Origin of the sequence: Gilliamella sp. CG22 (assembly GCF_046635725.1) — a bacterium.
Lineage (GTDB): Bacteria > Pseudomonadota > Gammaproteobacteria > Enterobacterales > Orbaceae > Gilliamella > Gilliamella apicola_I.
The window spans coordinates 86,096-101,698 of record NZ_JBIDFK010000004.1 but is presented as its reverse complement, the minus strand read 5'-3'; the positions used below and the strand labels follow the sequence as shown (position 1 = coordinate 101,698).

At 32.6% G+C, this 15,603-nt stretch carries 11 protein-coding genes and 1 other RNA gene; 2 read left to right on the top strand and 10 right to left on the bottom strand.

Annotated features, from left to right (window positions below; translation table 11 throughout):
* Positions 1-61 precede the first annotated feature (61 nt).
* From ppk1 to ACGH46_RS05080, 3 genes are all read right to left on the bottom strand, one after another.
* Positions 62-2,122, bottom strand: coding sequence for a polyphosphate kinase 1 (gene ppk1, locus ACGH46_RS05090; RefSeq protein ID WP_411604529.1), 2,061 nt, complete (start codon positions 2,120-2,122; stop codon positions 62-64).
* A gap of 125 nt (positions 2,123-2,247) precedes the next feature.
* Positions 2,248-3,660 (bottom strand): pyruvate kinase PykF, encoded by a 1,413-nt coding sequence (gene pykF / locus ACGH46_RS05085; RefSeq protein WP_267350949.1) that lies wholly within the window; start codon positions 3,658-3,660, stop codon positions 2,248-2,250.
* A 334-nt stretch (positions 3,661-3,994) separates the two neighbouring features.
* Positions 3,995-4,414: an META domain-containing protein gene (locus tag ACGH46_RS05080; RefSeq protein WP_267359761.1), complete on the bottom strand. Its 420-nt coding sequence runs from the start codon at positions 4,412-4,414 to the stop codon at positions 3,995-3,997.
* A 73-nt stretch (positions 4,415-4,487) separates the two neighbouring features.
* Between ACGH46_RS05080 and hrpA the strand changes: the two genes are divergently transcribed.
* A complete protein-coding gene (gene hrpA, locus ACGH46_RS05075; protein ID WP_411604526.1) occupies positions 4,488-8,369 on the top strand; it encodes an ATP-dependent RNA helicase HrpA in 3,882 nt (1,293 codons plus the stop codon).
* Positions 8,370-8,415: 46 nt separating this feature from the next.
* On the opposite strand, the gene ACGH46_RS05070 is transcribed toward hrpA, so the two are convergent.
* The 3 genes from ACGH46_RS05070 to ACGH46_RS05060 all read right to left on the bottom strand — a co-directional run bounded on the left by ACGH46_RS05070 (position 8,416) and on the right by ACGH46_RS05060 (position 11,060).
* Positions 8,416-9,474 carry a YdgH/BhsA/McbA-like domain containing protein gene (locus ACGH46_RS05070; RefSeq protein ID WP_411604524.1) on the bottom strand — a complete coding sequence of 353 codons (1,059 nt, stop codon included), beginning with the start codon at positions 9,472-9,474 and terminating at the stop codon, positions 8,416-8,418.
* A gap of 63 nt (positions 9,475-9,537) precedes the next feature.
* Positions 9,538-10,251, bottom strand: a complete 714-nt coding sequence (locus tag ACGH46_RS05065; RefSeq protein WP_065557746.1) for a helix-turn-helix domain-containing protein — start codon at positions 10,249-10,251, stop codon at positions 9,538-9,540.
* Positions 10,252-10,841: 590 nt separating this feature from the next.
* The gene (locus tag ACGH46_RS05060; protein ID WP_267378726.1) at positions 10,842-11,060 is read right to left on the bottom strand and encodes a hypothetical protein; all 219 of its coding nucleotides are present in this window, start codon (positions 11,058-11,060) and stop codon (positions 10,842-10,844) included.
* 196 nt (positions 11,061-11,256) lie between these two features.
* On the opposite strand from ACGH46_RS05060, the gene ACGH46_RS05055 reads away from it, so the two are divergent.
* The gene (locus ACGH46_RS05055; RefSeq protein WP_411604521.1) at positions 11,257-11,655 is read left to right on the top strand and encodes a phage/plasmid replication protein; all 399 of its coding nucleotides are present in this window, start codon (positions 11,257-11,259) and stop codon (positions 11,653-11,655) included.
* A 290-nt stretch (positions 11,656-11,945) separates the two neighbouring features.
* Here the strand turns inward: ACGH46_RS05055 and ACGH46_RS05050 are convergent, their stop codons facing one another.
* From ACGH46_RS05050 to ACGH46_RS05035, 4 genes are all read right to left on the bottom strand, one after another.
* On the bottom strand, positions 11,946-13,883 hold the full coding sequence (locus ACGH46_RS05050) for a peptidase U32 family protein (RefSeq protein WP_411604692.1): 1,938 nt from the start codon (positions 13,881-13,883) through the stop codon (positions 11,946-11,948).
* Between the two features lie 138 nt (positions 13,884-14,021).
* Positions 14,022-14,891, bottom strand: a complete 870-nt coding sequence (gene htpX, locus ACGH46_RS05045; RefSeq protein ID WP_411604519.1) for a protease HtpX — start codon at positions 14,889-14,891, stop codon at positions 14,022-14,024.
* Positions 14,892-15,072: 181 nt separating this feature from the next.
* Positions 15,073-15,168, bottom strand: an RNA gene (gene ffs / locus ACGH46_RS05040) — signal recognition particle sRNA small type.
* 140 nt (positions 15,169-15,308) lie between these two features.
* Positions 15,309-15,602, bottom strand: coding sequence for an integration host factor subunit alpha (locus ACGH46_RS05035; RefSeq protein WP_065557741.1), 294 nt, complete (start codon positions 15,600-15,602; stop codon positions 15,309-15,311).
* Between the last annotated feature and the right edge of the window lies 1 nt (position 15,603).

Here is a 15,603-nt window from a genome sequence, read left to right as displayed (position 1 = left end):
AACTGTTAGAACCGAGATCAATAACCGCATATTCATTAGATTTCTTCACGTTTAGATATCCTTATTGTTTGGCTTCTAATTGTTTTAAATAATCATAAATAGCATGCTGTGCTCGAATTTTTTTCTTATTACCGCGTTGAACATAATTATTCATGTTTTCTTTATCAATAATTCGTGCTTTGACATTATCATTACATTGGATATTAAAAATATCATGAATAGTTGATTTTAAAATAGGATCAAATATCTTCACACCTACTTCTATGCGGTTATCCAAATTACGTGGCATCCAGTCAGCAGAGGAGATGAAAGTATCTTTTTTACCATCATTTTCAAATATATATACTCGTGCGTGCTCTAAATATTGATCGACGATACTAGTTACATATATATTTTCACTCAGATTGGGAATTTGAGGTTCTAAAACACAGGTTCCTCGAACAATCATTCTAATTTTTACACCTTCGCATGATGCACGGTATAACTGGTCTATCATCTCTTTATCAGTGATCGCATTAAGCTTTAAATAGATGCCTGAAGGTTTTCCTACTTTGGCATTTTGAATTTCTCTTTCAATAAATTCATGAAAACGCAAACGCGTATTTTGAGGGGAAACAAGCAAATGATTGAACGAAACTGGCTTGAATGGATTTTCAATAAAATTAAACACTTTTATTACTTCGTCTGTAATGGCTGGATCGGCGGTTAATAATGAAAAATCTGTATACACACGAGCAGTTTTTTCGTTGAAATTCCCCGATCCAATATGTGCATATCGAACAATCTTGTTTTCTTCACGACGATCAATTAAAAATAGTTTGGCATGAATTTTGAGTTTGGGTTGTGAATAGATAACTTTGATTCCACTACTGAGTAGTCTTTTTGCCCATTTAATATTTGCTTCCTCATCAAATCGAGCCTGAAGTTCAACCACTACGGTGACTTTTTTACCGTTATTAGCAGCATTAATTGCTGCATGGATAAATCGGGAGTCTTTTGCTACCCGATAGATATTCATGCGGATATGGGTTACAGCCGGATCAAATGAAGCTTGTCGCATAATTTCTAATACATGCCCAAATGAATAGTAAGGGTAATAAAGAAGTACATCACGATCTTTAATCGTCGCAAACGCATTTCTAAACTTTTTAAAGCGATTATAAGCCAAACTCGGTAATCGTTTATTTAAAAGGTTTTTTCCACCAAGATCAGGAAAGTTAGCCAGATCTTTAAAATTAGGGTAACGTCCACCTGGCATGGCATCTTGTTCAGTTAATCTTAATTTACTGATTAATAACTCAAATAATGCTTTAGGCATATCTTTTTGATAAGTAAAACGAACAGGTTGTGCCGTCAATCGCTGCTTCAATCCTTGAGACATTAATTCTAACAAACTGTCTAATTCTGTATTTAATTCATATTCTGCATCTCGATTGATATTGATTGAATATGCATTCAGTTCTGTGGCATCAAAAAAGACTTTGAAGATATCAGATAAACAATAACGAAGGATGTTATCCAAAAAGATAATTGATTTATTTTTGGTTGATACTTCTGACGGCAAAAGTACAAATCGAGGTGCGTTGTCGGTTGGTAACTCAAGCAGGGCATAACTTATCTTTTCATCACAGATAATTTCAACGGCCAAATAAGCATGATCATCTTTTAAAAATTGGATCAGTTCTGTGTGACTATCCAGTAATATTGGGGTAATGTATTGTCTTAAATTCTGTTTATAATAGTTTTTTATCCAATCTTCCTGATAAGATGAAAGTTGTCTCTCATTAATTAAGAAAATTTGATTTCTTGCCATTTCAAGTAACAATTCGTTATACAATTGATCAAACTGGAGTTCAAGTTGTATGACTTTCTGATTAACTTGCCTTAATAATAACTTTGCGTTAGAAGTAGCGGACTGTCCTTGTTCCTGTTCAATTAATACATATTTTTTCAAATTGGCGTATTGTACTTTATAAAATTCATCGAGATTGCTGGAATAAATGCCTAAAAATCGAACACGCTCAATAAGTGGATTACTTTTGTCTGCTGCTTCTTGTAAAACACGTTGATTAAAAGCAAGCCAACTAAGTTCTTTGGGAAAATACACTTTTTCTTGTAGCATTCTTTATCTCTTAAAATACAATAATGAAATTTAATACAGGATAACTTAACTTAAAAAAAAAGCTAGCATATCGCTAGCTTTTAATTTAAATATATTAAACAATTTTTGCTTTAAAGCAACTTTACCTAAATACGGTGAACTGAAGTGGTATTCGTTGTGCCACTTGGTACTAAAGCACCTGATACCATGACAATAGTATCACCTTGTTGTAAACCACAAATTTTTACAGCTAACTCTTTACCTAAACGGTAAAAATCATCTGTTGAATTAATAGCATCAATTAAAATTGGCTCAACACCTTTTGTTAGGGCTAATTGATTAACCGTTTTTTGACTTGATGATAATGCTAAAATACGCGCTCTAGGGAAATAATGACGGACTTCACGAGCAGATTTACCACTACGAGTTGCAACAACAATCAAAGGCGCACTTAGACGTTCTGCAATTTCTACCGCACCACAACAAACAGCCGCAGTAATACGTAATTTTTCTTCTTTGGCAGTAAGCTCTAAAGAAGCAGGAATAGTAATGTCTGTACGTTTACAGATAGTCGCCATAACATTAACGGTTTCTAATGGGTATTTACCTTTAGCACTTTCGCCTGAAAGCATGACTGCATCAGTTCCGTCAATAATGGCATTTGCCACGTCACCCGCTTCAGCACGAGTAGGGCGTGGGTTTTTAATCATAGAGTCAAGCATTTGAGTTGCAGTAATAACAGGTTTAGAAGCTTTATTACATTTTTGAATCATCATTTTTTGAGCAAAAATAACTTCTTCAACCGCAATTTCCACACCTAAATCACCACGAGCAACCATGATACCGTCAGACGCTTCCAAAATTTCATCAAAATTATCTAATCCTTCTTGGTTTTCAATTTTAGAGATAATTTTAATCTCTTCACCGCCATGAGATTTCAAATGTGCGCGAATATCTTCAACATCTGAGCGTTTACGAATAAATGACGCAGCGATAAAATCAACACCTTGTTCACAACCAAAAATAAGGTCATTTTTATCTTTTTCTGCAAGTGCCGGTAATTTTATTGAAACACCAGGTAAATTAATACCTTTGTTTTCACCTAAATCACCATTATTCAATACGGTACAGATGACTTCGTTGCCTTTTATTTCTTTGACTTCCATCGCAATTAAGCCATCATCAACAAGAACGCGATTACCCACTTTAAGATCTTGAGCAAAACCTTTATATGTTACAGCTACGCGCTCAGCGTTCCCAATGACTGTTTCGTCAGTTGTGAATGTGAATGTTTGACCTGCAACTAGTGAAACGTCATTCCCACCTTCCAATTTAATTGTACGAATTTCAGGACCTTTAGTATCAAGCATAATTGCTGCTTTTAAACCTGTTTCTTGCATGACTTCACGTAGGTTTTTGATACGATTTCCATGTTCTTCATAATCACCATGGGAAAAGTTCAAACGCATTACGTTCATGCCTGCATTTAATAACTTAGCTAGCATTTCTTTTGATTCTGATTTTGGTCCAATAGTACAAACGATTTTTGTCTTTTTCATAATATTATCTACTAGTTGTTAAGGTTGAAGTTTAATTTTAAATAAACTGTTTTTAATTATGTTCACGCAAAAAAAAACCAATGCCCATGCATTGGTATATAATAAGTTAGCAGTAACCCAAAAAGTTACTTGTATTAACTGCAATCTTTGAAAAATTAAATATTTTCATCAAAAAATATATATCCTTAAAAATCTGTGTTTATTATAGTCTTAACCACACTTTAAATAAAGTTTTTTATCAAAAAAACTAGATTATATTTGACGAAAACAAAAGAAGAATCATCCTAATTAACGAATACAAATGGCAAGATGTTCTTAACGACATTCATTGCTATTACATCAGATCTTTAAGTTGATAAATGAGTTCATTGCTTTCATTTTTCAATGTCAATTGATCTTTGTTCAAGCTGACTTTTGCACCTTCTGTAATCATTTGGGTAATAATGCCATCTAACTTATCTAATTGTTCATCATTACAAAGCATCTTTGTCATACCAACGCCTGCACCTTTGATTGTTTCATTTTCTAAGGTGACTTTTGCGACAAATCGGTTACACATTTTTCCAGTAATATTCATATTTTCGCCAAACTCAAGTTCTGCAGCTTTATCTGAAGAAACATCTTGTCCATTCGCTTTTACCAATACAAAATGGTGATGTAACAAATCTTCAGCTTTGATTTTATTTGATTCTCCACATCCAGTTACTACTAAAGCTCCTACAAATAATGATGTTAATAGTAATGTCTTTTTCATCTTAACTCCTAATGATAGTTTAAATTTGTTATAATAGATTTAATTAAAATTACTTACAAATATTTTACTCTTTATGTTATCTCAACAGCAAATTAAATTTCTAGAATCAATGACTTTCTTAGACAAGCATAAAATATTGAAGCTTGCTAAGAATAATCAAGATCTAGCAAAAATCAATTTAGCGGTAACTCAAGCTGTTTCACATTATCAAGCAAGATTGACGTCTTTACCTGCACAGATTGAATATCCGTCTAATTTACCTGTGGCTGAAAAAAAATCAGAAATTTACCATGCGATTCAGCAGCACCAAGTGGTAATTATTGCAGGTGAAACAGGTTCCGGTAAAACAACACAAATTCCTAAAATCTGTTTAGAATTAGGTTTAGGTGTAAAAGGATATATTGGACATACCCAACCAAGGCGGCTTGCAGCCCGTTCTGTCGCTAATCGCATAGCGGAAGAGTTAAATACCGAAATAGGGCAGTTAGTCGGTTATAAAGTCAGATTTTCTGATCAGGTTAGTGATACCACATTGATAAAATTAATGACTGATGGCATTTTGCTGGCTGAAATTCAAAAAGATAAACTTTTATTGCAATACGATACTATCATTATTGATGAAGCTCATGAACGTAGTCTTAATATTGATTTTATTTTGGGATATCTGAAACAATTGTTACCTAAACGCCCTGATTTGAAAGTGATCATAACGTCTGCAACCATTGATGTTGAGCGATTTTCTAACCATTTTAATCATGCGCCTATTATAGAAGTATCTGGAAGAACCTATCCTGTCGAGGTACGATATCGTCCGCCAATATATGATAACGAAGATGATAAAGAGATTAACAAAAATAGTGATTTTCAACCTATCATTGATGCAATTGATGAGTTATCAAAAGAGAATTCAGGTGATATTTTAATATTTTTAACTGGTGAGCGAGAAATACGTGATTTAGCCGATACACTAAACAAGCTTGAATTACGTCATACCGATATATTACCGTTATACGCTAGGTTATCTGCTTCCGAGCAAAACCGTATTTTTCAACCACATTCTAAACGACGCATTGTGCTTGCTACCAATGTAGCGGAAACTTCATTAACCGTACCCGGAATTAAATATGTCATCGATCCTGGATTGGCCAGAATAAGTCGCTACAGTTATCGAACTAAAGTTCAACGTTTACCGATTGAACCTATATCGCAGGCTTCAGCTAATCAACGAAAAGGTCGATGTGGACGTACTTCAGATGGTATTTGTATTCGTCTTTATGATGAACAAGATTTTTTATCTCGCCCTGAATTTACCGACCCTGAAATCTTACGTACAAATCTTGCTTCTGTCATATTACAAATGACATCGTTAGGTTTGGGTGATATAGCTGCTTTTCCTTTTGTCGAGGCTCCCGATTCAAAATATATTCGTGATGGAATTCGTTTATTAGAAGAACTTGGTGCCATATTCACCAAGCATCATCAATACCATTTAACTCAAATAGGCAAAATTTTGGCACAATTACCGATTGATCCTAGATTAGCCAGAATGTTAGTTGAAGCAAGACGATTAGGTTGCACTAAAGAAGTTATGATAGTAACCGCAGCGTTGTCAATTCAAGACCCAAGAGAACGCCCTTTTGATAAACAACAGGCTTCTGATGAGAAGCACAAACGTTTTGCAGATAAAGATTCAGATTTTATTTCTCTTATTAATTTATGGAATTATATTCAAGAGCAACAAATCCTGTTATCGGGTAATCAGTTTAGAAAGTTATGCCCGAAAGAGTATTTGAATTATCTCCGCATTCGTGAATGGCAAGACGTTTATACTCAAATTCGTCAGACCATTAAACAATTATCTTTTCCAATCAATAGTCAACCCGCAGATTATCGATCATTACATGTGGCTTTATTAAGTGGTCTACTTTCACATATTGGTTTAAAAGAGATTGAAAGAAACGAATACCTTGGTGCTCGAAATATCAAGTTTGCCATTTTTCCAAATTCAGTGTTATTTAAAACTCAACCTAAATGGTGCGTTGCCAGTGAGCTTGTTGAAACCAGCCGACTATGGGGGAGAACAGTAGCTAAAATTGATGCAGAATGGATTGAACCCATAGCTAAACATTTAGTGAAATACAGCTATAGTGAACCTAGGTGGTCAAAAAAACAGGGCACTACAATTGCAAATGAAAAAGTGACATTATTTGGATTGCCTATAGTCCAAAATCGAATTGTAAATTACAGCCAGATAGATCCTGTGTTATCCCGTCACTTTTTTATAAGACATGCTTTGGTAGAAGGGGATTGGTTTACTAATCATAAATTTTATAAACTAAACCAAAAGTTGATTAATGAAGTCGAAGATCTTGAACACAAATCCCGTCGTCAAGACATTTTAATCGATGATGATCAGTTATTTGATTTCTATGATCAGCGTATTGATAAATCAATTGTTTCAGTTAAACATTTTGACAATTGGTGGAAGCAAAAGCAAAAAACTTCACCTGATTTTCTCAATTTTGAAAAACAGATGTTAATTAACCAATCAGCACAATTGATTGATTTAACTCAGTTCCCTGATTATTGGTATCAAGATCAATTCAAACTGCCTCTTAATTATGAGTTTGATTTAGGTAATAACCGTGACGGTGTCACTGTTAGAATTCCTATTGATATATTGAATCAAATCAAAAATGATGGATTTGACTGGCAAGTACCCGGTTTTAGAAAAGAATTGATAGTATCCCTTATTAAATCATTACCTAAGTCTTTACGGCGCAGTTTGGTTCCTGCACCTAATTATGCTGAAGCATTCTTAAGTAGAGTAACATCGATCAAACATCCCTTACTTGAAACATTAGAGCATGAATTTCGAAAAATGACGGGGGTTCAAATTACTCATGAGGATTGGCAGTGGGATCAAGTTCCAAATTATTTAAGAATTACCTTTAGCATTATAGATAATCAAGGTAATGAAATGGCTCATGGCAAAGATCTTAATCTTTTAAAAGAGCAATTAAAAGCTAAAATACAATCAGCATTATCCTCATTGACTACTAAAAAATCAGCAAATCCAATTGAATTAAATAACCTAACCGATTGGACATTTGGTACGCTACCGGCTATTTATGAAGAAAAACAAAAAAATTACACAGTCAAAGCATATCCAGCCATTGTAGATGATCATAAATCAGTCAGTATTAAGTTAGTCGATAATCAAATCGAGCAACAGCGATTAACTAAACTTGGTTTAAGACGTCTTCTCATGATAAATATTCCTTCACCAATCAAATATTTACATGAAAAGTTACCGAATAAATCTAAATTAGGTCTCTATTTTAACTCATTTGGTACTGTACTCGATCTTATTGATGATTGTATAGCCTGTGGCATTGACTATTTGATTGGAAAGAATAATAAACTTATTCAAACTGCTGAGCAGTATCAACAATTACTTGAATATATAAAAGCGAATATTAACCAAGTTGTGGTTGATATAGCCAAACAAGTAGAAGCCATCTTAACACTTCATTTTAATATTAATAAAAGGTTGAAAGGGCGTGTCGATTTATCTTTAGCTTTTGCCTTATCTGATATTAAAAATCAGCTTAATCATTTAGTCTATAAGGGGTTTGTTGCACAATCAGGTTACCACAGATTAAATGATATCTATCGATATTTATCCGCAATTGAAAAACGAATTGAAAAATTAATGCTTAATACGGCAAAAGATAGACAATCAATGAATATTATTGAGGAAATTCAGAATTATTATCATCACTTTTTAAGTAGCCTTTCAAAAAATCAGAAATTAGATAATCGTGTTCTTGAAATACGCTGGATGATAGAAGAGTTAAGAGTTAACTTATTTGCACAGCAGATGGGCACTCCTTATCCAATATCAGCTAAAAGAATTAAACAACAGATTGAGTTGATAAAATCAGAATTATAATAAATTAGCCTATTAGAGAAGGGCGCTAATGCGCCCAAATTAAAGATTAACGATATAAGTCAACAAACACGGTAATATTAGGGCCATTTGTATCTTGTGCAATTCTAGCAATATGATAATACTTGGCACCAGCTTCTATCGCTCTTTTACCTGCTTGATATGAAATTTCCTGATCTGTGACATAATAGCCACGGAATTTTATTGTATTGAAAGGAACCATTTTAGCTGCTGTTCCATCATTTAATTCTTGAATTTTACGACCATCCGAAAGAGTGACAGTGTAACGATTTACGCGCTGTGGTTCGCTCATAACTTCAGGTTTTTCTGAAGTAGGAGTATTAGTTTGTGCTGTTGTAATAGTCGTTGTAGTCGAATTAGTAGAAGAAGCAGTATCGATAACTTTGACTTTGTTATTAAATTTATCAGCATAAAACTTTTCATTAAATGCAGATGGTGAATAATACCCCGGTCTTTCAACCTGCATTGCGGCTTCGCCACCTTGGGCTAAAGCTAATTGTCCTGCTTCGGAATCATAAGGGATTGCATTTTCAGGTTGAAGTTTACGCTCTGGTGCATCTTTCTTAAATAAATAGGCAACAACCTGCAAATTACTTCCTAATTCTGAACGATTATCAATATAGTAAGCATAAGCACCTTTGTTTAAAGCTTCTTTTGCAATTGATTGATTAATATCATATTCACTTGGGAAATAACCACGAATACGAACAATATCATAAGGTTCTAGACGAATAGCTTTAGATTTAGGGTATTCGTAGACTCCACCAAATTGGCGAAAGCTGTCATTTTTCTCTTCGGCTTTAGGTGCATTAGCTTTGTACAATTTAGCATAAACAATACGCAAAGTATCATTAGAAGGGCTGATATTTGTCGTTGTAATATAGAAAGACGCAGCACCTTCTTTGTCTGCTGCTTTAGACATAGCCAACACATAATCGCTATCAGTATAAAATGCACCTCGAACAGAAATTTGTTTGAAAGACTGCAAGTTGCTTGCTTGTTCTTCAGTTAACTGCTGAGCCGCATAAGAATACATAGGAACAAATGTAACCATAGCAGCAATAAGTGTTTTCTTTAAACTCGTCATATTCTATAAACCTTACAATTTTTAAATCGTATATTAAATATTTGTTATTTTAACATAAAAAAATCAGTTACCTAAACTTATTAGCGCATTTAAATTTTTAATGAAAATATATCTGCCTTTAACGTGTAAAATATCTTGTTCTTGTAGTTTCGACAAAATTCGGCTTACGGTTTCAATCGTTAAACCTAAATAATTTGCTATATCACTACGGCTCATAGATAACTTTATGTTTAGTGATGTGTGACCACGATTTTCATATCTTCTATAAAGAGAATATATAAAATAGGCTAGGCGTTCATCAGCCTTTTTCTGAGAATAACATAAAATTAATTTTTGATAGTTATAAATGTCATTACTTAATAACCTAAATATCATGCTTCTGACACAAGCATTTGATTCAACTAAAGACATTAGTTCTTCATAACGCAATTCACAAGCTAAAGTATTAGTAAGCGCTTTAATGTTGTTATTATATATTTTAGTTGATATAGAATCCAGTCCAACAATATCACCAGGTAGATAAAAGCCATTAATCTGTTCTTTATTGTCTGATGTTGTCACATAGGTTTTTACAGCACCAGAATGAATAATAAAAAACCGAGTAAAATCAGTGCTCTTGGATACTATGAGTTCATCTTTAGCATAAGTCTTTTTACGTTCCAAAACATTATTTAAAGTATTATTTAATAACATTGGTAGACATAAAGAGCCTATACTGCATAATTCGCAAGGAACTGAATAACTTTTTGATCGTATATTCTTATTGGTAGTTTGCATAATAAATTAATCATTAATCCAAGTTCAGTTCTAGCCAAGAGTAACATATTTTTATGATAAAACAACAATTGGCCAATTCATATAGTTTAAATTATTAATCAACAAAACGTTCATTTAGTTTAAATTAACAGAAGGCAAGCATTAAAATAAGCATAATAATGAAAAGTATTAATAGGTGTTGGCAATTATATACTAAAGATAATCGATTTTATATTATGATATTGACTATCACTCTAAAAGGTTAAATTACGGTTTGATCTGATAGTTAAAGAACTTTTAATCAATTTTGAATTGAAAGTAGGGTTTAGCAAAACGGAGATATAACTGAAAATCATTTTAAGTTCGTAATAATGATCGTATTTAACATAATATACATTATCCAAATCTTATCCAATTGATTAAAAACAATAAAAATCTAAAATATTTTTCATTCATATGGTTATAATGTTCATGAAGAATAGGGCGTTATATAAGATTTATAAGTAAAAATTAAATCTAGTTCAATGATTTATAATTACGAATTCAAGTTAATTTTTTAAAGCTCACTTATTAATTTATTATAGAATACCCAACTGGCTAAATACAATCCGTTAAATCATAAAAAATAAGCCTTTATGTTTACCATCAAAAAATACAAGCACAATAAATATCATGATAACAGCCAAAATAATTCTAAATTTTCTTTTTTTAAAAAGTTTTTCAATCGTGTTATTTAGATAAGTTCTATCAACATAACTCATATATAATATCAAAATAACCAATAAAACAGCTATTGGAACAGCTAAAACCATATCATTATTAATTGTCATATTTTTGTTTAACTCATTATCTATATCTAACTATAAATGCAATTACCCGGAATTCTTTTTCTTAAAAATAATTGAAACGTTTATCGTAAAATCACTGTCAAAATTACCAAACCTTAAAACGATTTAATCAAAATCCTAATCCTAAATAATAATGTAACATTTATTATCTAGAACGCATAACAAAATTTATACAGATATGTTTTCACATTATTGGGGATTATCAAACTATAAACGATTAAATGAATTACATGATGAATTTTTAAATTTAGATAAAAAACTGGCGGTTAATGCGATGGATTTTGAAACTATCAGCGAACAATTAATAAGGTGTGGCGTAGTAGAAACCACACGTTCAGCAAATACTACTGCAATGTATGCGATTCAATTGGCGCATGGACAAACATTTGATTTTAACAAATCACAGGTTCAAATACACAGAGCACGTTTGAGAAAAATCGGCATCGACATTGCACAGCGTTGCAATCTGGCAAAATTCAGCCCGATTTCAGTTCGAGAAATTCGACAGGTTACGGTATCTGATTGTCCAATTCCTGATTGGTACAAAATGCCACAGATATTTAAATTAGCGTCATAAATTGGTTAGCTGAATGATGAAAATTCACGTACGTTTATCGTGGTGCGGATAATGTATATTATGTTAAATAATATTTATTGTTTAGGAATCCATAAATTCTGTTATTTTATATGATGATAATACTATTTGTTGCCATACTGCGTTATAACCTATTCCTAATTAACATCAACATTCATACTTTAGCATTTAACATTTTTTGCCAAAATTTCTAAAGTTGAATGTTTATTTGACACCAAAAATTATTTGAAATAAATGTATTGAAATTTGAATGAACCAAAACCAAAGCATTTTTATTTAGATATGAAAATAATTTCGCTTCCTGACAATGGCATTTTTAAAACATGATTTTTAATTTTACCCCAAATTTGCATTTCACATGCTTTACAGTTAAATTTCAAAAGGAGCTCTTCATTATTATTTTGTATTAACTTCATTGGTGTCACTTTTGTTTTGACACCTTGAATACCTTTAGCTTGTTTTGGACATAAATTGAACGCAAATCGCAAACAGTGTTTTGTTATCATCAAAGGAACATCATCTTTAATTTCATGAGCTTCATATGCGCTTTCTATTAATTGAACACCATGTTGTTTATAAAACTCACGGGCTTTATGATTATACACATTAGCTAAATAAGTTAATTGATTATCGGGGTAAATTGGTTTTGGATTAGTTTCAGGCTTACGCTTATTGGTTTGGTAGCTTGCTAACCTTGCTGAAGTTAATTTTTCAATAATGTCTCGTCTGAATTGATTAAGTTGACTGCTGGGAATAAAATAAATTATCGATAAATCGATAATAAGCTCAGACAAATAATAAATAGTTTGCCCAAGTTTAGATAGATTATCTTGAATATTTTTTAACGCTTTATCAGTTTGATTCGCCAAATCAAATTGACCAATCAGATCTAATTCGACACAAATACCCTCCTCACTTTTGGCTTTCAACTGAATTCCATGATCGATATTAGACAACACAAACGAAACACCAATACGACGATCGCTTGAATCTTTGAGTAAGTTTTGTTGCCATAAATGATCTAAATTACGATTAACAATAAAAGGCAATTTGATGGTATTAAGCGATTTGGGAATTTCATTAGGATAAACCCGATATTGATTAGCACCTAATTTATCGACTTTATCTGCTCGAAATCCAAACACTTCTCGTTTAATGAGGACATTTAGACCATCACCATTAGTTAACATTTTTTCAGATTTAATATCAATATACTGAGCGGTTACATTAGTTATTTCACCAATTTGTAATCCAATAAATTTTGGCGACTCAAAAGCACCAATGTCAGGTTTTCGACCAGTAACAAAATAGTCTGTATTACCACGGTTAAATGTTCGTTTGGGATCTGGTGTAAAAAAGTATTCTGTTTTGCCACTAGAAGCAGCCGTTAAATTCGATGAATTTGAAAGGATGTTATCCAATTTTTGTCGATAATGTGCAGTAATATTTTTTACATAAGTTAAATCTTTATAACGCCCTTCTATCTTAAACGATCTTACACCAGCTTGGATTAGCGATTCTAAATTATCTGATTGATAATTGTCTTTCATCGATAACAAATGCTTTTCGTAAGCAACAACACGTCCTTGATCATCTTTTAAAGTAAAAGGCAATCGGCAAGCCTGTGAGCAATCTCCACGATTAGCACTACGCCCAGTTTGCGCATGTGAAATATAGCATTGCCCGGAAAAAGCGACACATAACGCACCATGAATAAAAAACTCTATTTTTGCATCTATTTGCTTAAAAATAGTCGTAATTTCATTTAAGTTTAATTCACGTGCTAATACAATTTGCGAAAAACCAACATCGGATAAAAACTTTGCCTTTTCTGGCGTTCGAATATCCATTTGCGTACTGGCATGTAAGTCGATTGGTGGAATATCTAAATTTAAAATACCCATATCTTGCACGATTAACGCATCAACGCCTGCATGATAGAATTGCCAAATTAATTGTCTTGCAGATTCTAATTCATTATCATGAAGTATCGTATTTAACGTAACAAAAACTTTAGCGTAATAACGATGTGCAAATTCAACTAATTTTGCAATATCACTAACCGAATTTCCTGCATTATGACGAGCGCCAAAACTAGGCCCGCCTATATATACAGCATCTGCACCATGTAAAATTGCCTGCATCGCAATTTCAATATTTTTTGCAGGACTTAGTAATTCTAATTGGTTTTTATTCTGATATTGATCCATCTGTGACATCGTTTATTCTCAAAAATACTTCAAATTTTAGTGTTTTAATTTATTGACAAGCGTTATAGTGAATTCACTAAGACTTGTCAATAATAACAGGGTAATACTTTTATTTAATAAAATGTTAATTTGTGATTTCTATTTAAGATAATGTCGTGCTTTTAAAGCCGCTATACGTTTGTCTAATGGCGGATGAGACATAAATAATTCTGAAATTTTGATTTTTTTCGCACCATTTATACAAAATGCCATTATCGATGAATCTTCTTTAGGTTCGTAACTTGTTTTTAACTTTTCTAACGCTGCAATCATTTTATTTGCACCTACCAATTTTGCCGAACCAGCATCAGCATGAAATTCACGGTGACGTGAAAACCACATAGTAATAATACTTGCCAAAATACCAAAAATGGTTTCAAAGACCATAACAATTAGATAATAAATCATTTGGGAAGATCCTCGATTACGTTCATCCATGGCTTGAGTTGCCAATGAAGCTAATAGTCTGGATATAAAAATAACAAATGTATTAATTACACCCTGTAATAAAGTCATTGTAACCATATCTCCATTAGCGATGTGACTCATTTCATGTGCAATGACAGCTTCTGCTTCATCCTGTGACATCATACTTAATAAACCTGAGCTAACGGCAACCAATGAACTATTTTTACTTGCTCCTGTAGCAAATGCATTCATATCATTAGCTTCATAAATAGCCACATCTGGCATTTTTAAACCAAGCTGTTCAGCTTGATGATGAACAATATTTAATAACCATTGTTCTTGAGCATTGGCCGCACGTTTAATCAGTTTTCCTTTAACCGATTTTAATGCTATTGTTTTAGAGAATAAAAGAGATATATATGAACCACCAAAGCCAAATATACCTGCAAAAATCAATAATCCTAAAGTACTGTGAGCATCTACCCCCAATATACTTAGGATAATACCAAAGACAAACAATACTGCTAAGTTAGTCAGTATAAATAGCCCTACTCGCATCATAAATCTACTCCATATTGTTTTTAGCTTTTAATAAAAAAGCCTAGAAAATTGCCTATTATATTAATTCAACAAAAATACTTCTTTCTATTAGATAGGATGGCTATATGTTGTTATATAGAATGATCAGTTAGTTAGTTTTATTTTTGAAAAGATTAAAGCATTGCAGATAGTTTGGAGGAGACCCTATCAGCCACATCCCACACACATATTTTTTACTTTGGCTGCTTCCTTCCGGACCTGACCTGATGAGCAAAGAAATGTTGCAAGAGGACCCATAGAGCCTCCATTGAGGAGGTCGTATTATGCTTGAATCAATTAATTAATACAAACATTTTTTTAATAAAAAAAATTGAACGACCTTTCTTTAATCAATCAAAAAAAGGTCGTTTAATTATCACACGAATACTTACCTAACTTTTAAAGCGTTAGGTTTTTTTCTACGCGATCTCTAAATTTAATTCCTGGTCTAAAGGTAACAACCCGACGAGCAGAGATATCTACACTTTCACCCGTTTTTGGATTTCGACCCGGTCGTGAATTTTTATCACGAATAGTGAAATTACCAAACCCAGATAATTTAACAGGTTCCCCTTTTTCTAAAGCCACTCGTATCTCTTCAAAAAAAAGTTCAACAAGGACTTTAGCTTCTTGACGATCAATATTAAATTTATCGGCAAGACGATCTGCAATATCAGCTTTAGTTAATGTCATA

Bases quoted from the DNA above. Each gene is read 5' to 3' on its own strand.
- ACGH46_RS05060 (WP_267378726.1), bottom strand. From the start codon at position 11,060: ATGACAATTAATAATGATATGGTTTTAGCTGTTCCAATAGCTGTTTTA.
- ACGH46_RS05050 (WP_411604692.1), bottom strand. From the start codon at position 13,883: ATGGATCAATATCAGAATAAAAACCAATTAGAATTACTAAGTCCTGCA.
- hrpA (WP_411604526.1), top strand. From the start codon at position 4,488: ATGTTATCTCAACAGCAAATTAAATTTCTAGAATCAATGACTTTCTTA.
- ACGH46_RS05070 (WP_411604524.1), bottom strand. From the start codon at position 9,474: ATGACGAGTTTAAAGAAAACACTTATTGCTGCTATGGTTACATTTGTT.
- ACGH46_RS05035 (WP_065557741.1), bottom strand. From the start codon at position 15,602: ATGACATTAACTAAAGCTGATATTGCAGATCGTCTTGCCGATAAATTT.
- ACGH46_RS05080 (WP_267359761.1), bottom strand. From the start codon at position 4,414: ATGAAAAAGACATTACTATTAACATCATTATTTGTAGGAGCTTTAGTA.
- pykF (WP_267350949.1), bottom strand. From the start codon at position 3,660: ATGAAAAAGACAAAAATCGTTTGTACTATTGGACCAAAATCAGAATCA.
- ACGH46_RS05055 (WP_411604521.1), top strand. From the start codon at position 11,257: ATGTTTTCACATTATTGGGGATTATCAAACTATAAACGATTAAATGAA.
- ACGH46_RS05065 (WP_065557746.1), bottom strand. From the start codon at position 10,251: ATGCAAACTACCAATAAGAATATACGATCAAAAAGTTATTCAGTTCCT.
- htpX (WP_411604519.1), bottom strand. From the start codon at position 14,891: ATGATGCGAGTAGGGCTATTTATACTGACTAACTTAGCAGTATTGTTT.
- ppk1 (WP_411604529.1), bottom strand. From the start codon at position 2,122: ATGCTACAAGAAAAAGTGTATTTTCCCAAAGAACTTAGTTGGCTTGCT.